Raw genomic sequence first — 20476 nt, forward strand, 5'->3', positions numbered from 1 at the left:
AAAAGGGTGTTAAGCAAAACCCCGGATAATTATACAGCCTGGTTTTATTGCTCTGTCTCTATAAAGTGGCAGGGCCATACGTTGTATTAGTGCGTATAGGGGTTAGGGGAGAACGTCGTCCAACCCTTTTTATCAGGAGCCCTAATGCAGCAAATTCTTTATATCGAAATAGCTGGCCAAATCTGGAAGCTATTTGAAGATGGCCGTTTGCAACTACTCGCCGTCGGTGAAACCGTACCAGAAGGTGTTGAAGTGGTGACTATGCCCACGGAAGGTACTGAGGATAATACGGCTGAGCCCGGCACTGACGATAACCCCGAAACACTATTAACCGGCGCCCAATCTTCCGGTTCCTCTCTCAATAGTTCCACCCCAAGTAGCACCAACAATTCAGCGGGCGGCAGTGTTGCCGCGGGTATCTTTGGCAGTATCAGTCGAGATGGCGAGGAAGTGTTAGCGCAGTCAGGCTTTCAAACCTTTGGCGCGGCACCGGTGTCTGTGCCTGACAGTCCTATTGAGGCGGGTGGTCCTGCCATCCTCAGTGATAAAGCCGCGATTACTATACAGATTAATGATGATGACAATCTTGAAGATAATTATGTCAACCGGTTTGAAAATGATGCGGTAGGTTTCTTTGGTACAACGGTCGATATCGATGACGACGATATTGTAGAGCTGGTATTGGTTGATAGTGAAGGGCGTGTCTTTAATCTGGAAACCACTGTACTGGCCGATGGCTGGCTATTACCCGACCAGGACCTGAGTGCAGTGGCAGAGGGGCCCTTTACCGTAACCGCTACGGTGCGAGATTTTTACGGTAACTTTGTGACGGCCAGTGCCGAGAGTATTAAAGATACCTTGGCGGAGGGTGTTGATATTAACGCTGAGGCCGGTGCCGACAATCTGATCGATATCTTTGAAGCCCCCGCGGTAAATATCAGCGGTCAATTTGAACAGGTTCAGGCCGGTGCTGCGGTAACCGTGCAAGTCACTGATGTGGCAGGTAGCAGCCTCAGTTTTGAAACCCTGTTGCAGGCTGACGGTAGCTGGCAAGTTGTTGAAGACTTAAGCCAATTAACAGAAGGCATATTACTGGTTCGCGCAGATACCATTGATCTGGCGGGCAACCCCGCGCAGATAGCATTTGATCTTGAATTATCCCTAAGCCCTACCATTAGCCTGCTGAATATTGATAAAGACGGCCAGTTTGACGACGATATTTATAATCAGTTTGAATCGGTTGACCAGCGCTATTTTGGTGAACTGTTTAATGTGGATGATGGCCAAACCGTTACCCTAAGTATTAGTGATAGCCAGGGTACTGTTATTACCGCCACCACCTTATCCAGCAATCATCAGTGGAGTATTGATGGTGTTGATACCTCCTCTCTGGTGGATGGCGCTTTAGCCATTAGCGTTGCAGTCACCAACTTTGCTGGTGATATGGCCAATGCAGCCATTGCCCGAGGTATTGATCAGACCGCAGAAATTAGCGCAGAATTTGTCGACCCCAATAACGATGCAGTGCTTAATGCGTTAGAGGCCATGGCGGCTACCTTGCAAGGTAGCTCGGTGGATATTGAAAACGGTCAGCCGGTTTTTATTAATGTGGGCGATAGTGGTGGTGCTTCAATTGACGCCGTAGGCCAAATTGGTTTGGATGGCCTCTGGATAGCCAATAATATCAACCTGACTTCAGCGACGGGCTCGCTATTATTTTTAACCTTAAGTGCTACTGATGCTGCCGGTAATCCCGCTACGGCTACCGCGAGTATTGCCTATGACCCTCTCGCGGTGGTCGATGATATTGCCTTTGACAATGTGGATGGCGATCAGGATCAATTGTTCAACGCGGTAGAAATCGCAGACGGTATTTTGCTGGAAGGCACTACGCAAGATATAGAACCCAATCAAACCCTGCGTATCACCATTACCGATAGCCAGGGTGCCGCTGAAGTGTTCAGTGCCACCGTGCAGGTGGATGGCCGCTGGGTGGTCGATGGCCCCATGGATCTCAGCAGGCTGGCCGATGGCGATTTGCAAGTGGATGCACTGGGCAGTGATATTGCCGGCAATATAGACCTTGGTACAGCGATTATTCATAAAGATACCGTAGCCGCTGTCACTGTTGCCTTTGATGGTGATGGCGCATTATCCGCTACAGAAATTATCGCTGTCACCATTAGTGGAACGACTACTGATATTGAAGCCGGTCAGCTTGTCTCGGTCACGGTTTCCGGTAGCGGCGCAGCAGATATTCATTTTACGGCCACCGTGCAAGCCGATGGCAGTTTTAGTAGCGCTAATGAAAGCCCTGCCAGTTATGATCTCAGCGGCTTTGATGACGGCAGCCTAAACGTTGCTGTTAGCACCGAAGATATTGCTGGCAACCCTGCCACGGCGAATAACAGTGCCGCTAAGGATACGGTCGTTAACCTGGATATTGACACCGGTGTGAATGGTTTATCAGTGACCAATATTAGAGGCGGCCTACTGACTCGTTATGCGGGTAGCAGTGATGCCGAACAGGGGCAGGAAATTTCTCTAACCATCAGCGATGGTATTAACAGCTTTGTGACTACCGCAGAGGCCGACGCCAGTGGTAATTGGCAAACAGCTCTTATCAGCCCGGTGGGTCTGGACGTTACGCAGCCCTGGACAGTGGTAGCTTCGGTTACTGATCTGGCGGGTAATACGGCAACCGATGATACGCCTTCGCTGTCATTTCCTGAGCTGCTTATCTTATCCGAAGGGGCGCTATCTGTCGGCAGCCTGGTGGATACCGGTGAGAGTCGATTAAAGATTGAGATCGGCGGTGACCCTGCACTGAACCCTTCCCCCTTTAGCTTTAGTGATGCCAGTCGGCAGACGGCGCTGGCTGGGCTGCGCTCTCAGGGGCAGGGAGTTAGAGTTGAGCTAAGCAGTGATGGCCTGATGCTACAGCTTATCCGCGATGATAATGCCGTGGTGTTAGACGCCAGCATCGATAACGCTAGCCAGATAGCTACTATCACCTTACGAGAATCTATCGAGCAGGATGTCGGCAAGGATATATTGGTCAGTAAGATTTTAATTAAGGCCCTACAAAATGATGTGGCCGCAGACCCCGACCCTGAATTGGTTGAGTCCCCCTTGTTTTTGGTCGTTCGCGATAATGCCAGTGAGTTTTTAGTCGATGATAATTATCGTGTTGTTGAAGATACCGTACTGACCGGCAATGTCTTTGACAACGATAATCTCGGTGAAGGTCCCCTGACCCTGGTGGCGGTGGATTGGAATGGGACTATTTATCCGGTGACCTTCGATACCCCGGCAGAATTAGTCGATCTGGTTAAAGGTACTTTGCTTATCGATAGTGAGGGTCAATGGAGCTTTAGCGCTAACCGCAATCAGGACCATACGGGCACAGACCCCAGTTTTGAATTTGACTATATTGCCCGAGATGCCGACCGGGATATTGATGCGGCCCATGTGGTGATTGATATTAGCGACGGTGCAGCAGGTACGGTTGGGCCTGAAGACGTGGTGACGGCAGAGCAGGATTATACTGACCTGGGTACCCCCAAGGTAGATAATTTTGTCATCCTGGCAGGCTCCGACAATATGGATATCACCAGCTTTGCCTTTAAGGATGAAACCATCAACCTGCTGGATAATCTGGGTTTAAGTAGTGACGGTCTGTTGCTGAGTTATGTACTGTCCAATAGCAATAAAACCTTAACCGCCAGCACCGGCAGTGGCACTATCTTTGTGCTTAATCTGTCGGCTGTATTGGATGCCAATAATCAAGATCTTGATGCCATTGCCACGATTGTTTGGTCCGCTTCACTGGACCATAAAGACAGTGACGGTGATGTTTTAGAATTACAATTTATTTTTACGGCCAATGATAACGATGGTACTGCCATTGCGCCGGCCTCAGCCTCACTCACACTGTTCGATGGTAGTGACCCACAGTTGACGGTACAGACTGCGGCAGAGCTGTTTGAAGCCGACCTTGCTCCGGGGCCACAAACCACCGACACCGGTGTGCTTAATATCGATATTGGCTCGGATATTATTGCCGATGTGGTGTTTAGTGATATTACAGAGCAGCCAGAGCTGACCAGTAACGGCGAGACCTTAATCTATGTGTTAGAAGATGACTACACCTTGGTGGGCTATGTGTTAAATACACTGCCCGGCAACGAAGTTGTGCGCGTCGTGCTGGATAATTTGGCGGTGGATAATAACGATAGCAGCCTCAACTATACCGTGACCCTGTCGCAGGCATTGGATCAGCCCAATATAAACGGCAGTGATGATGCGGTACTGGCGCTGCCGTTTAAAGTGAGCATCAGTGATTCGGAAGGTGATCGCAGCGATGCCACACTGGATATTACGGTTGCAGACCGTAGCAGCCCAGTGACCAATAATATCACCTTGGCCGTATCTGAGTTGCCCAGACTAACGACTATATCCCCCCGGGATATCGATGAAGATATTGTCAGCATTACCGCAGCTCAGGATCAACTGGTAGCGATAGCTTTTGATATTGCCGATGGCGAGCGGGTTCAGGATAGCAGCGGTAATAATCTCAGTAGTAATAATGCCCCGATCTTTTGGCGTGATAATGGTGACGGTACGCTGGATGCAGTGTTAAATAATGGCGGTATTATATTTACCGTAACCACACCTGATAGCCTGGCGGTTGAGCCGGGCGATAGCCAGGATATTCCCGTTACCCTGCAAATGTTTGGCAGTATCGACCATACCATTGCCGTGACCGACGTTGCAGAAATTATAGTGCCTTTGCAGCTGATTGATTCCGATGGCAGCTTTTCCACCGCGCAATTAAGCCTTGAAATGGTGGATGGCGGGCTGCCCTTTATTGAAACACCTGCCTCCCTTGCGGTTGATGAGGCGCTACTGTTAAACAGCTCAGATAGCGATACCGTTACGATTTTTGGCTTGCAGGGCAGTGACCCTTTTAATGTAATCAACGTGGCACTGAATACCGCAGGCTTAACCACCAGTGATGATCGGGCGATTAGTTTAAGTCAGTTAGATACCAATAACTGGGTGGGTAAAGCGGGCGCAGATACCGTGTTTCAGTTAACCATTGAGTTTAGTGGTGAAACCCGCTTTGAATTATTTGATGCGATCAAGCACCCCGCACCCAGCGGTGTTGATGCTGACCAGAATATTAAGGCGTTGGATTTTTCCGTCTCGCTGGACGATGCCGATGGTGATAGCTCTAACACCGTTAGCCTGCAAGTCGATATTACTGATGATTGGCTAACCGCACCGGTTTATGATGCCGCTCAAAAACTGACGATCAGCGAAGGGCAGGAAGTCACTGGCAATGTTTTGAGTGATGACAATGTTCTGACGACAGGTAGCTTTGGCGCTGATGGCGGTGAAATTGAAGAAGTGCGTTATAACGGTGACAGTTACCGCTTTGATGATGACGGTATGGGGGCGGTAGTTGCCGACCCGATAGTGATTAGCTTAACGGAACTGGGTAACGACTATGGCACACTGACACTGGCTCGGGATGGCAGTTACAGTATTCAGGCCAATGATGTCTTTAATCTGGTCGGTCTGGCTTACCCGGATAATTTTGTGTTCGATATGATCGACCTGGATGGAGACCGTATTACCGATATCCAGTTTGATTTTAGCGTGGCCGATGCCGACGGCTCGATCTCCGTAAAACCCAAAAATACGCTGGAAGATACTGCGCTGGTATTAAGCGTTAAAGGTAATCCCGGTGATATTGATAATAGTGAAGCCGTTACCCAATTCCGGTTTGAGAAAGCCTCCCTGCAAGGGGGCACACTAACGCTGACCGGCGGCAATAGCTTAACGGAAGATGCCAGCTATTATTATCTCGATGCTCTGCGGCCAACCGGTTCGGGTATCCCCGGTGAAGTAGAACCGGATGGTGATTTAATCTTTACCCCGGCGCTCAATAGCTCCAATCAAACGGCCAGTGTCAAACTGAAAGTGATGATGACCATCACTGAATTGTTTGGCACTAACGAAGTGAATAGTAATTTTAATATTAAAGTCGAGTCCGTCGCTGATACACCGGTATGGGATGCCGGAGGTAATTATACGGTGACCATCGATGAAGATAGTGCGGACAATGTTGTTTTACCTCCTGAGGCCAGTCTGGTTGATACCGATAGTTCTGAGCAACTAACGTATAAATTTATTAGCATTGATTTTGACCTGACAATAAGTAGCGGTGACACGGTATACAAAGCCGGTGACCTGATTGGCCCGGCAGAATTTGCCAGCATTACCGTGGCTACGGACCCCAATGTGTCCGGCGAATTTAATTTTGTGGTTCAGGCTATCAGCACCGAATCGGAAAATGGCGATACCGCCACCGCCGAGCAAACCTTTACGGTTGAAGTCGCGGGGGTTGCCGATACACCCACTTTGACGGTTCGCGATATTCGCGGCACAGAAGATGTGGCGATTGATTTGGATACCGTGCTAAGTGGCAGTCTAAGCGATTTGGATGGCTCTGAATCACTCTGGTATGAACTGAGTTTGCCCACGGGGTGGTCGGTTACCGGCCCTAATGTAATAGATCTGGGTGGGGGTGTGTACCGCGCCAGTGCCGAGGATATCGAAACTGGCGGCACCATCTTTATGCAGCCGAAAGAAGACCTTAGCAAAGTTACTGAAGTGCCGACGATTTCAGTGCGGTCCGTAGCGATAGAAAATACCGAGGATGGCGTTACACCATCGCTGGATGAATCATTTAGCCCGGTAAAAACCTTTACCGTTAAATTAACCGGGGTTGCCGATGCCCCGGCTATTGACCCTGGCCCCAATGGCAGTTGGAGCTACAATCCGGGCAGCGGCATTATTAGCGCTACCACCACGTTTGCTGAAGATAGCCGTATCGCGCTGGACTTTGCCATTAGCACACAAGACGATGATGGCTCAGAAGATATAAGCCTGCATTTATCCGGTATCCCGGAAGGGGCTGTATTAACCAATGGTGCAGGGGATGAGGTGTTTTTACCGGTGTTTGATGCCAGTAATAGCAGCAATCCGGTGTATACCGTCACGCTGGCGCAAATGGCTGACCTCTATATCCAACCGCCGCAGGATTATAGCGGTACTATTGCATTGGCTTTAGAACAAATTAATACCGAACCCGATGGCGATAGCGCTGCCTTTGATTTAACCGTTCAGTTTGTGGTGGCCCCGGTTATTGATACCGCGGGCAATCAGCTGCTGGAGGCCAGTGGTGTTGAAGATAAGATTCGCGCCATCAACCTGCTGCCAGCACTCGGTGATATTGATAGCAGTGAAACCTTAGAAGAATTAACGTTGGTACCCGGCTTTCAAGGCACCTTATACCTCGATGGCACTGTCTTAACTGTGCCGGTTTCTGGTCTGGATTTAAGCACGGTGGCGGGTGGCGATTTGCCGGGCCTGTTAAGCAGTGGCCGTCTTGCCTATCAAGCGCCGGAAGATCAGCACGGCAATTTTAGCATTGACTTTAGTTACCGGGTTGCCGATAGCAATGGCGGTGCCAGTGCTATTGTAGAGCAAAGCTTTAGCGGTAGTTTAGTGATTGATGTTAGAGCCCAGGTTGAACAAAACCAGCCAAGCACCGCCGATGATACTCGATTGGAAACAGCCGGCGGTGTGTTGACCTCTAACGGTGAAGATTTGGACCTGACCGGGCAGGTAAACTTTTTTGAAGAAGATCTGGATGGCTCGGAAACCCTGGACTATATCCTGCTAAAAATGCCAGCGGCCAATGGCTGGGCAGTTAACTTCCCCGGTGCCGTTCACGATGGCCAGGGTAATTGGCTGCTGCCAGCTCCCGCCACCTCCAATGGCGTAAAAGAACAGGCGCTGGATATTTTGGCCGGGGTCAGCATCACCGCATTAAGTGCTACCGCTGGCCCAGTTATTATCGGTGTTGAAGCGCGGGTACTGGATGGCGGCGGTGATGATGCCGATATGATCTTTGCCCAGCTACTGGTTGAATTTACGGCAGGTTCCGGCCGCACTTCGATTGCCCATACGCCGGATAATATTGTGATTGATATTGTCGATGGCCAGGAAAATAGCAATGCCACCATGGCAGAACATATCAATGATGGCTTGCCGGGTAACGGCGTCGTCAGTGATAGTGATAGTGCTGACCCTGCTTTTATGGACAATATTAGCTTTAGGGTCGATGCTGGCGATATTCCGTTTGGCGCTGGCCTGGCCGGTGATGGTATGCGCATTCTCTATGGCAATGATGGTACCTCCATTGTGGCCTATATCTTTGAAGAACCCGCGCTGCAAAATCTACGTTTGATCGGCTTGCAAGAAGATTTTGCCGGCGACTTTGATATCCCCTTTGATGTGATTGCCACCGACCCCAGTGGTGACACCATTGTCGATGTGCAAACCTTTACCTTTAATATTGAGCCGGTGGTCGATGAACTGAGCAATACCAGCGATATTATCGACGGCCGTGAAGATCGTCTGGTTAGCCTGGCCTTTAATGCCGAAGCTTTATTAGGCGATAGTGATACCGACGGTGATCGCGGGGTAGAAACCCTGCAAACGATTACCTATTCAAATCTACAGGGCGGTGTATTATTCGATCCCTTTAATTTACTGACCTTTAACGGCGGCGATAGCTATACCTTATCGGACCCCAGTCGAGTTGATGATATTTATTATCGCCCGCCCCAACATAAGGACGGTGAGTTCACCATAGATATCGATTTTGAAATACTCGATACCACCACCGGCAACAGTGTGGTGTCTAATATCGATACCACCACAAAAAGCGCCAGCCTGACGTTTGATATTGCCCCAATTACCGATCGCGCCAGTCTTTCGGTGCCGGAGTTTATTCGCGGCGATGAAGATAGCCAGATTGACTTGTCCGGCCTCAGTGCCGACTTGATTGACCAGGACGGTTCCGAAACCCTAAGCCTGCAAATTACCGGCGTGCCGCAAGGGGCAGTGCTGTATGCCAACGGTGTGCAATTACCCAATAATGGTACCGATGGTGGCACAGTGGTGGGCGGTGATTTAAATGGCGTAGCAACCTATAGCTGGTCAGTAGAACAGTCACAGTTGGACGACATAACGTTATTACCGCCGCAGGATTTTTCCGGTGATATTGCATTGCAATTAGTGGCCATTAGCAATGAAAAGGGCACCACAGATTTTGTGACGACCACAGCGTCCTTTACTGTAGCGGTGGACCCCATTGCCGATGGCGTGCAGCTAACCAATACCGTGGCTACCGAGAGTACGCTGGAAGGCAGCCCCTTAACGATTGCTTTAGGGGCTGAAGTATTGGAGTCGGTGAATAATAACGAAGTGATCGAAGTCTCGGTGACTGCATTAGACAGCTCCGATAATAGTGCGCTGGTAAAACTCGATCGGATTATCGCCGATGGAACACGGGGGCGATTTAAAGATAATGGTGATGGCACGTTTACCGCTAAGGTCGTCACGACGGTGGCAAGCTTGGCAGACTTTTCATTGCTGACCGGCGAGCAGGCCTGGGGCTTATTAAATTTACAAGTCGATATCAGTAGTGTCGATACCAATACGGTATTGGGTAGTGTCGTCACGGATACCTCGGTGGCCAACTCTTATACGATGGCGATTACCATTGAGCCGGAACCGGACCCCGCTAAACTGGAACGTGACTTCGACGGCCTTATTAGCAGCAATGGTATTAATATTCCGATGGGGCTGACTATTGCCACCATCAACCCCGCTGATGGAGAAATTAACCAATTGCAAATTGATGGTCTGCCCAGTGATTTCTCCTTTAATCACGGAGCGCGTCAGGGCTCTGTTTGGTTAGTGGACGAAGCCGATATTAGCGATCTGGAATTAATCACCGATAACCCTTCAGGCACTGATCCTGTGGGCGACTTTAATTTGGTGCTTAAAACCATCGCCACACTGGGCGACACCACCATTGAAAGTGTCGAGCAATCTATGCAGGTTAAAATACAAGCCGCAGGTGCTAACACGCTTATTGGCACCGTGGGGGATGACAGCTACCGAGGTGGTACGCAGGCAGATACCTTTACCTGGAGTGATGGCGATGAGGGTAGCTTGTTATTTGTAAACCGCGATACGGTGCATGACTTTAATCGCGGCAGTGGCAGTTACGATAATATGGAAGGCGATACACTTAACCTGGCCGGTTTATTGACGGGGATGAATATTATTACCGGTGCTGATGCCGATGCGGTGATCGATGTGGATGATAGTTCTGGCAGCACGGTATTTACTCTTCGGGTTGATGGCGCACTGTTTAGAAACCAGGAAATCACCCTGGAGAATGTCGACAAAAACGACCTCTTTGGTGTGGGTGGTTCGGTGGTCAGTGAGGATGTTTTTCTGCAAAAGTTAATTAACGATACAACCTTAATTACGCAATAAAACGGAGTGATAACACTGGATGGATAAAGTGCTAACCGACAACGACCCATGGCTGGAGAGTCTGGTTTGGCTTTGTGAGCATTACCAGTTGCGGCGACACCCGCAACAGTTGCTGGCTGGCCTGCCCTTAGAGGGTGGGCAGTTATGTGCCAATACCTTTACTCGGGCTGCTAGCCAGGCGGGTTTTGATATTAGTCGCCGCCCTTTGGCTGAAGCCAATAGCGCCGTACTGCCGTTATTAGCCAGCAATCAGCAGGGCCAGCCTTTGCTGATTACCGGTTTAACCGCCGATACCGCCACCATCTTATTAGCTGCCGATAATATGGCAGAAAAAACCCTGCCACGCACACAACTGGAACAGCAATTACAGGGCGCTGAACTTTGGTGGCTGGCACCACAGCGGGTCACTGATGCACGGGCAGAATTACTGGCGGCCTCATCGCCGCGGCATTGGTTGCTGCAAGCCATCGTGGAAGTTAAACCCTGGTACCGGGATTTATTACTAGCCTCATTAGTGATTAATATCCTGGCGTTAATCGTCCCGCTATTTACCATGAATGTGTATGACCGGGTAGTGCCTAATCAGGCCTTCCATACCCTATGGGTATTATCAGCAGCAGTGGCTGTCGCGATTGTGTTTGATTGGCTATTACGCAAAGCCCGTTCTCGCTTAACCGATTTAGCCGGGCGAGAAATTGATGTCAAAATTTCTTCCATGCTGTATGCCAAAGTGCTGGGTATGACGCTGGAGAGTCGCCCGGCTTCCGCGGGTGCCTTTGCCAAGCAGGTGCAGGAGTTTGATAGCGTGCGTGAGTTTTTAACCTCGGCAACATTAAATACCGCGATTGATCTTCCCTTTAGTTTACTGTTTTTATTGCTGATCTTTTGGTTGGGCGGGCCGATGGTGCTAATACCGATTGCGGCGGTTGTGGTATTGATAGCTTTGTCCTTTTACCTGAAAGAAAAAATCAAAGAAACCATCGAAGAAAGTGGCCGACTTTCAACCCAGCGTCAGGCGATATTAATCGAGCAGGTACAGCTATTAGCCGATACCAAGCAGAATAATGCGGAAGGTCAATCCCAGCGCCGTTGGGAGCAAACCGTAGCGGCCTTATCCGATTGGCAAAACCAAAGCCGTGAATACAGCAATACCCTTTCCTATACGGTGATGAATGTTCAGCACCTGGTGACGGTAGGCTTAATTCTAACGGGGGTCTATCGCATTAGCGAAGGTCTGTTATCCATGGGCGGCCTAATTGCGATTGTGATGTTGTCGGGGCGCGCGGCCAGTGCGATTAATCAACTCTCTATTTTATTAATGCGTTACGAACAAACCCGCAGTGCCATTGCCGGTTTAGAAACCGTGATGCAAACACCGCAGGAGCAACACCCTCAGCAAGCCACCGAGACCAAGCAATTTGATGGCGCTATCAAGCTAAGCCATGTGTGTTTTCATTATCCGGAAAAAGAACTGGCGGTATTGGATGATATTAACCTGGCCATCAACGCCGGTGAGCGGGTTGGTATTATCGGCCCGGCTGGTGCGGGTAAATCGACCTTAATGGCGTTGTTAGCTCATCAGTTGCGGCCGGGCTCGGGGCGCATTGAATACTCCGGTATTGAAGCCAGTCAGTGGCCGGTAAGTGCCTTGCGTGATCAATGCGGTTGGGTAGGGCAGCAGCCCTTATTAATGTTTGGCAGCATCCTCGACAATATCAGTTTTGGTTTATCGACCTTAAATACCCAGCAACTGAGCCACGCCATTGAAGCCTCAGGCATCAATCGCTTTGTTGATCGTTTAGAAAATGGTTTGGAAACACCGGTCGGTGAATTAGGCATGGCTCTCTCTGGTGGTCAGCGTCAGGCAGTGGCTTTAGCCCGTGCCTTAGTGCGGCAACCCGCTTTATTATTACTGGATGAGCCGACCAGCGCTATGGATACAGCGTTGGAACAACAGGTGCTGGCTGGCCTTAGGCAGCAGCCCGCTTCAACCGGCATGATTATCGCCAGCCATCGCCCGGCGCTATTACAGCTTTGCGACCGCCTGATTGTGCTTGAAGGGGGGCGCATTATTGACGATGGCCCAACCGCTCAGATATTAACTCGGCAGGCGGCACCCAAGCCCCGCACTCGCCGCGTGCAATCCGTAAAAATTGCTCCCCGTCCCGATAAGGGAGGGCAGCATGAGTAGCCGTTTATATTGGCAGCAAATGCAGCAGGCTTACCGCGCCCGCAGCATCGTTTGGTTGGTATCTGCCTTGCTATTATTTACCTTGCTATGGGCATTTTTTGCCAAACTGGACGAAGTCGTCGTGGGGGAAGGTAAAGTGGTGCCTGCTCAGGCGGTACAAAAAATTCAAAGCCTTGAAGGCGGTATTTTAAAACAGCTATTTGTTAGTGAGGGGCAATTGGTTGAGGCTGGTGACCCTTTGGCAAAACTGGATGACACCCGTTTTCGTTCTGCCTATCAAGAGGCACAGCAACAAAATTCATCATTAAATGCCAGACGCCTGCGCCTAATCGCAGAGCTTGCCAGTATTGTGATTGATAAGGAGGCCACCGACTGGCGTCAACGTATACGCATTATTGAACAGCCCTTAGTTGATCAATCAGTCAGCCCGGTTATTTTAGCCAATGCCAGTGCCAGCTACCGTGAACGTATTGAACAATTACAGGCGCAGTTAGAACAGTCCCGGCAAAATATCGAACAGCAGGTGCAGGCACTGGATGAAGTACGCGGTGATACCCGAACGCTGGCCCATAATCTTGAGCTGGTAACGGAAGAAGTTGAGTTAACCCGTGACGTGGTGGCCAGCGGCGCTGTTGCCAAGGTGGAATTATTAAAATTACAAAGAGAACTTTCCAGCCTTAAAGGTGAGTTGGCTGCCTCCCGTATTAGTGAACAGCGATTGATCGCGGCCCGTGACCAGGCGGTGGCGGAATACCGTAATACCGCGCGGGATTTTCGCAGCAAGGCACAGGTAGAATTGGTGGATACTGACAATCAGCTAGCGCAATTATTTGAGCGCAGCACACAACTAAAAGACCAGCTAAGCCGTACTCAATTAATCTCACCGGTGCGCGGCAATGTCAAAAATATGGTTACTCGCTCAGTGGGCGGTGTGATTAAACCCGGTGAAGCCATGATGGAAGTGGTGCCGCTGGATGACCAATTGTTGGTAGAGACTCGTATTGCACCACAGGATATTGCCTTTGTGCATAAAGGCTTGCCGGCTACCGTCAAACTCACCGCCTATGATTTTGTGATCTATGGGGGGGTTAAAGGGGAGGTGGTCTATGTTAGTGCCGATGCTCAACAAGATCAGGAAGGTGTGACCTATTACGAGGCGCATATTCAAACTCAGCAACAGGCATTACAGGCCATGCCCATGATTCCCGGCATGCAGGCCAGCGTCGATGTATTAACTGGGCAAAAGACCGTATTAAACTATTGGTTAAAACCTTTGTTAAGAGCGCGCGCTAATGCCATGCGTGAGCCATAATAGAAAGCATAATAAATAGCTTCGTTATATAACGGAGACATCTGGAGGAACAATGCACCGACTAGTGATATTGGCTACAGCGGCCATATTATCTACATCAGCCCAGGCTGCTACTTTGGAGCAGGCAGTCGCCAGCGGGATTGATAATAGCCCTGAAGTACAACAGCAATATGCGCGTTATCAATCCACCTTGAGCTTGCAGGAAAGTGCACGGGGTGATTATTTACCCCAGGTGCGTTTAACCGCAGGCTACGGTCGTGAGGAAACTGACTATAGCAGTGGCCAGAAAATCGATGAGGAACTGGATCGCCAGGAAGTGGGTATCACGGTTTCGCAATTATTATTTGATGGTTTTCGGGCGCAGGCGGAAGTAGGGCGTCTGGGTGAAGAAGCCAACTCCGAACGCTATACCCTGATGAGCCGTGCAGAAAATACCGCGCTGGAAATTTGCCGTATCTACCTGAATTTATTAAAGGCGGAAGAAACCGTCAAATTGGCGAAGAAAAATGTTCAGGACCATATCGAAGCGCTGGAAGATATTCGCCAGCGGGTGAGCAAAGGTTTATCCAGCCAGTCGGATTTGGCCCAGGTCAGTGCGCGTTTGGCCAGTGCCCGCGCATCGATGATGGCGGCCGATAATAATCTCTATGATTTGCGGGCTGAATATATTCGTCAGGTGGGGGTGGAACCGGTTGACCTGATCGACCCGGTTGAAGATGCCAATCTAACGGTGGACAGTTTAGATATGGCCTTAAAGCAAGCACGGGAAAATCACCCTGAATTGATGGTGGCGCGGGCGGATATGGCAGCGGCGCAGGAAGAGCGCCGGGTTTCTCAGCACCGTTTTTATCCCAAGTTTTCGCTGGAGTTAGCGGCTAACGATAATGAAGATATTGGCGGCTTTGAAGGACCGGATGAAGACGCCCGCCTGATGTTAAAAATGGAATACGATCTTTATAATGGCGGCCGCGATAAAAACCGCGCCCGCGCCTCCGGTTGGCGCTATAACGAAGCGATGGCTATTTATAAACGCAGCTATCTCGATATAGAGCAGGGCACCCGGCTAGCCTGGAATGCCCGTCGCTTTCTGGCTCAGCAAGTGTCTATCTATCAAGATAATGTAGATGCCTCTACCGCCGCGTATCAAGGCTATGTGCAGCAGTTTCGTTTGGGTCGCCGTACTTTATTAGATGTGCTCGACTCTCAGGTGGAATTATTTTTAGCGCGCAGAAATTATATTAATGCCAAGTATGACCATAAGCTGGCCAGCTACCGTTTAAATAATGCCGCAGGTTCACTGATTTATTCTATGCGGGTTGATTACCCCAATCAGTGGCAGGCTGAAGACCCCGAGTGGTCAGATACACCCATCGATGAGGAGGTATTGAAATGAAGTACTTTCTATTCAGTGTTATCGCTCTACTAGTCAGCGCCTGTGTGGATATTCCTGACCGCGAAGTGCAACGCCCCAGCTATGATGATATCCGTGATACGGATCGCGATGGGGTGATTAACCAGCGCGATCATTGCGCCGCAACACCGCCAGGGGCGGTGATTGATAACGAGGGTTGCTCGCAATGGCATCGCGGTACCGAAAAAGAAATTTTTACCATCGATTTTGATTTTGACAGTTCAGAACTTCGCGCCGATCAGCAGTCGGTGATTGACCATTTAGTGGGCGTGTTAGAACAGTATCCCGATGTCACCGTGGAGCTTATAGGCGATACCAGCCCTGAGGGTAGTCGCGAATATAATCAGGCCTTGGCTCAGCGCCGGGTGGCAGCGATCGAAGCCAACCTTAAGTTAAACGGTGTTAGTGATGAGCGCATTAACCCACATATCTATTCCGACAGAGATAGCGTGGTTGAAAAAGAAATTCACAGCAGGCAGCGCCGTACCAAGGCTGTCTTGCATCATCCGGGTAAGCGTATTACTGATCGCTCATGGTCCATTTATGGCGCCGAGCAACAAACACAGGGAGCAAAATAATGAGATATTTAGCTCTGGTATTTATAGTCTCGTTACTGGCAGCCTGTAGCAGTCAGGAGGAAAAACAAGTCACCAGCATACCGGCTATTCGCATTGCCGTGGATGCACAGTTAGCTAATCAACTGGTCAATTTTCCCAATGTGGAGTGGGTGGTTGTTGAAGATATTGCCGACCCTTTATTGGATGGCCGTGCCGCTTTGGCTATTTCCCAACAAAAACTGAGCGATGATGTGATGGGGCGTTTTCAGGCTCGCCATGGTGAGCGCCCGGCGGTCAGTATTTTTACTGCGCCGCTGCCAGATAATCAAAACTCACAGGACGTTTATAGCCGCGGCGAACAGCTGATTAAAAATCCCTGGTACCTCTATCATTTAACCAACCCCACTCAGCAGTTGGCGGCTTTGCCAGAGTCACAGCAGGAGCAAGGTGTTAGCTTGATTCGGCAACAGTTGGCTTGGCTTTTTAGTGATCAGGCCCAGCAGCAATTGGCTGACCGGGGTTTATTATCGTTGCCTGAGCCACTGCGGCAGCGTGCCAGAGTAGCACTGGGTTTGGAAGCTGCCGCTTATCAAGGTGGCTATCGCTGATAAGGGTGATCTGACTGAATTAGCCCTGCGTAAATTAACTAAGAGAGCCCATTAAAACGCAAGCTTAGGCATATCGCAGTGAGTAGTCAGCAAAACCTTCAGCAAGCCTCCTACAGTATTGGTGTAGTCTCCAGGCTCACCGGCATTTCAGCCCATTGTTTAAGAATGTGGGAGCGCCGTCATGGCCTTGGCCCCTCCAGTCGAACGGCAGGAGGACAGCGGGAATATAGCAAGGTAGACCTGGACCACTTATCGTTGATTAAACAATTGCTTGATCAGGGTATGCGGATCAAGGATATTGCAGCCTTGCCGCAAAAGACCTTAAGCCTTATGGCCACGCAGTCGGCCAATGAAGATACTGAGTTAAACCAGCCTTTTGATACTGTTGTTATCGGTAGAGCTTTTAGTGCCTTGTTTAAAAAACACCGCAATCGATACCCGCGTCTGTCTATTGAGTTTCCCTCGGTTTCGGCTGAGCAGTGGATCAATACATTCACTGAACCATTCGCAGCAAAAATAGTTATACTGCAAGCCGATACCGTCAATCAACAAACCCTGGTGAAACTCAAGCACTATAAACAACAAGGGTGCAGTATTTTTTTACACCACCCGGCGCTAAGTGATGCTATTAAAGAACAATTAGGCAGAGAGGGGATTGCTTGTATTGATTCCCCCATTAATCTGGAGCTGATTGATCGCTTAACCGCCAGAGCCCAAAAAGAGCAGACCTATATCTCCGGTTTATTCGATAGTAGCCGTGAATTTAATTTACCCTTACCGGCGTCTATTCCTCACTATTTTTCTGATCAGGCGTTAACCGAAGCTGCCGGTATAAATAGTGCTATTACTTGCCAATGTCCCTCGCATCTATCGGAACTCATTCGCTCACTCAATGCTTTTGAGCAATATAGTCAGCAGTGCGGCGCAGAAAACTGGAAGCAAGCTTCAGTGCATGCCTGTATTTATGCCTACACGGCGCAAGCCCGTGGTTTACTCGAACAAGCACTATTGGCAGCGATTGACGAACACTAGTTAGACACTAGTTAGACAGAACTGAAAACACCACATCTAATCAAAACTACCCTCCGTACCTTTGTTACCTATGCGACTTAATGTCTAAACAGTAATTATTGAGGGTAGAAAAATGCGGGTATTGGTAAAAGGTTTACTGGCTTTTAGTTTAATGTTTTTTCTGGTGGCTTGTGATGATGACGACGATGATAATGATCGCAGCAGTATGTCTATTGTCGATGTGGCTGCCGAAGCGGGGAGTTTTACTACTCTGGTGACAGCGCTGCAAGCGACGGGTTTAGATAGTACGCTAGCGGACCCCGAAGGCAATTTTACGGTGTTTGCACCCAGCGATGCAGCCTTTGAAAAATTAGGTGAAGAAACCATTAATAACCTGCTGGCAGATACAGATACCTTAGCGGATATCTTGCTCTACCATGTGATTGTAGGGGCCACCATTGATTCAACCGCTGCTATTGAAAGCGCAGGTACAACGGTTGAGATGGCCAACGGCGATAATGTTGCTCTGTCACTTAGCGGCTCTGATTTACTGGTCAATTTCTCTACCGTAACCGGTCTGGATATTATGGCCGATAACGGCATTATCCATGTGATCGATACCGTGCTGATACCACCCACGGAGAGTGAAGAACCGGTGCTTAATATTGCAGAAACCGCTACTGCGAATGGTAACTTTACCACCTTGTTAACAGCTTTGGCGGTGGCGGGCCTTGACTCTGCTCTTGCCGATGAGTCAGCAACTTATACCGTATTTGCCCCCACCGATGCGGCTTTTGCTGCACTGCCTGATGGCACCATTGCAGCCCTGTTAGCGGATATCGATGCTTTGACCGCTGTACTGGCACGCCATGTTATCAGTGGTGCGGCCGTGGATTCAGTCACCGCACTCTCGCTGAACAATACTGAGGTGGAAACCTTATTGGGTGAGAATGTTAGCCTGCAAATTATCGATGGGGCGCTAATGGTTAATAACGCCAAAATCGAGATCTTTGATATTGTGACTACCAACGGCATTATTCATGTGATTGATGCGGTAATCTCTGAGTCATAACTCTGAGTCATAATAAAAGTTTGTTAAAAAACACCCGCTTGCGGGTGTTTTTTTATGGGTTTAGAAAAGAACTCATTTGGAAAACTAATAGCCCCAAACAAAGCAAAGCCGCAAGCAGAGGATAGCCAGGTAATTGGCTAATCTGCTGAACAGTCTGTGAATGGGCATTCGGATAATTATTTTTATGCATCTTCCATAGGGCCAGATTAATTAAAGAAAAAATAATCAAAATAATAAAGCTGGTGAATTTTGCCAAAGCCGTTAAGGGAAATAGTAATGCTGCCACTAAAATTAGCGCTGCCATCAGCAAGGTGGCAACAATCGGGGTATGAGTAAAGGGTGATACAGAATGCAAATAAGCAGGGCCGCCATAACGTTTGGACATGCCATAACAGACCCGGGAGGCCATAATAATTTGAATCAATACTCCATTGATAATCGCCAGTACACTAATGACCGCAACGACTTTGGCGGCCATGGCACTTTTACTGCTCAACAGTTCCGCTAGCGGCGCTTCACTTTGCGCCAATTTGTCTAGCGGCAGCGATAACGTGGCGACCAGGGCAATCAGTACATATAAACTGGTTGATAAAACGACCACCCAAAAGATGGCCTTTGGCATAGTGACTTCAGGCTGTTTAACCTCTTCGACCACATTGACCATATCTTCAAAGCCAATAAATGCATAGAAGGCTAAAAACGCGCCGGCAAACACACCGGCCAATTCTGTAGCAGACCCCGGGATAAATAATTTGGATGCTTGTTCAGGAAGTTGTTGCAGGCTGTCGCCACAAAAAAATAACACCAGCAACAAGCCCGCTATTTCAATCATAGTGACTAAGGCTGCCATGGCTAATGATTCTGCAATACCCCAGACAGCCAAGGCAGTCAGTAATATCAGGGCTGCGACCATAGCCAGGGTTTCATTAATGGGAACCAGCAAAACAAAGTAACCTACAAAACCGCGGGTCAGGGTAGCGGCAGAGACAATGCCGGTCAAAATAATTAATAGCCCAACGGCTAAGGTGAGCCACTGTTGGTGAAAGCCGTTTTCAATATAAATCGCTTCGCCAGCACTTTGAGGAAATAAGACTGCCAGCTTGCTATAACTCATTGCGGTTAGCCAGGCGATAACCCCTGCCACAATAAAAGCCAGCGGTGCCAGCAAGCCAGCGCTGCCTGCCACCTTGCCAACCAGCACATAAATACCGGCGCCTAAAATAGTCCCCAGTCCGTAAAAAATTAATAGCGGCAAATTAATACGCCGCGCCAGAGGTTCGGCGTTAGTAGAGGTCGGCTTAGTGATCAGTAATACATCCCATAGTTGGTGGGCTCATAAGGTATCAGCTGATAATTGGTTTCAAGAAAGGTTACCAGATCAACCAGTTGGGCCACGGTCATGGTGTCGTTAAAACTTGGCATGGGGGATTGGCCGGGCTGGGTAGCCACCTCTTTGCTATAGCTTCTGGCAATTTTATGAGAGGGGTTGATGACTGAGGTAACCAGTTCGCCGTAGGTTTTGATGCGGGACACTTTGCCTCCCAATGGCACGGGCTTTTCCAGTGTCTGGGTGCTGTTATTTTCTATGCCTTTGATAGTGTGGCAGGACATACAGCCCAAAGTGGTGAAAACCTCTTCGCCCTTGGCAATATCGCCCTTGGGCAGGCTAAAACCTCTGGGTGAGTCTGGTCCAGTTTCGCAGGCCGTGAGTAACAGGCCGGTGATTAACAGGGCTAAAAGGCGGGCAATAAACATGGCAAACTCCTTTGTATCCATCAAATGATGAGTTAATCCCCAACTTAGGGGGGAGCGCTAAGTAGATTGTGAAGATGATACTAACGACTTTAATACTTATCAGCTTTGATATCTATCAAGCTTTGTGCGTG

General features: G+C 49.3%; 10 protein-coding genes. 8 read left to right on the forward strand and 2 right to left on the reverse strand.

Annotated elements, in window-relative coordinates; genetic code table 11:
• Positions 1-144 precede the first annotated feature (144 nt).
• From BST96_RS14065 to BST96_RS14100, 8 genes are all read left to right on the forward strand, one after another.
• Positions 145-10428 (forward strand): type I secretion C-terminal target domain-containing protein, encoded by a 10284-nt coding sequence (locus BST96_RS14065; protein ID WP_085759315.1) that lies wholly within the window; start codon positions 145-147, stop codon positions 10426-10428.
• Between the two features lie 19 nt (positions 10429-10447).
• Complete coding sequence (locus BST96_RS14070; RefSeq protein ID WP_085759316.1) at positions 10448-12619, forward strand: type I secretion system permease/ATPase; 2172 nt, start codon at positions 10448-10450, stop codon at positions 12617-12619.
• On the forward strand, positions 12612-13931 hold the full coding sequence (locus BST96_RS14075) for an HlyD family type I secretion periplasmic adaptor subunit (protein ID WP_085759317.1): 1320 nt from the start codon (positions 12612-12614) through the stop codon (positions 13929-13931). Before BST96_RS14070 ends, BST96_RS14075 begins: the two co-directional genes overlap by 8 nt.
• Positions 13932-13983: 52 nt before the next feature.
• Complete coding sequence (locus BST96_RS14080) at positions 13984-15324, forward strand: TolC family outer membrane protein (protein ID WP_085759318.1); 1341 nt, start codon at positions 13984-13986, stop codon at positions 15322-15324.
• Entirely contained in the window at positions 15321-15920 is a 600-nt protein-coding gene (locus tag BST96_RS14085) for an OmpA family protein (protein WP_085759319.1), read from the forward strand. The genes BST96_RS14080 and BST96_RS14085 overlap by 4 nt, the downstream gene beginning before the upstream one ends.
• A complete protein-coding gene (locus BST96_RS14090) occupies positions 15920-16507 on the forward strand; it encodes a hypothetical protein (RefSeq protein WP_085759320.1) in 588 nt (195 codons plus the stop codon). Before BST96_RS14085 ends, BST96_RS14090 begins: the two co-directional genes overlap by 1 nt.
• Before the next feature lie 78 nt (positions 16508-16585).
• Positions 16586-17539, forward strand: coding sequence for a MerR family transcriptional regulator (locus tag BST96_RS14095; protein WP_169714002.1), 954 nt, complete (start codon positions 16586-16588; stop codon positions 17537-17539).
• A gap of 112 nt (positions 17540-17651) precedes the next feature.
• On the forward strand, positions 17652-18590 hold the full coding sequence (locus tag BST96_RS14100; protein WP_085759322.1) for a fasciclin domain-containing protein: 939 nt from the start codon (positions 17652-17654) through the stop codon (positions 18588-18590).
• A gap of 52 nt (positions 18591-18642) precedes the next feature.
• Here the strand turns inward: BST96_RS14100 and BST96_RS14105 are convergent, their stop codons facing one another.
• Positions 18643-19845 (reverse strand): APC family permease, encoded by a 1203-nt coding sequence (locus BST96_RS14105; protein WP_206045344.1) that lies wholly within the window; start codon positions 19843-19845, stop codon positions 18643-18645.
• Between the two features lie 50 nt (positions 19846-19895).
• Positions 19896-20345: a c-type cytochrome gene (locus BST96_RS14110; protein WP_085759324.1), complete on the reverse strand. Its 450-nt coding sequence runs from the start codon at positions 20343-20345 to the stop codon at positions 19896-19898.
• Positions 20346-20476: the final 131 nt, after the last annotated feature.

The organism is Oceanicoccus sagamiensis, assembly GCF_002117105.1.
GTDB lineage: Bacteria > Pseudomonadota > Gammaproteobacteria > Pseudomonadales > Dasaniaceae > Oceanicoccus > Oceanicoccus sagamiensis.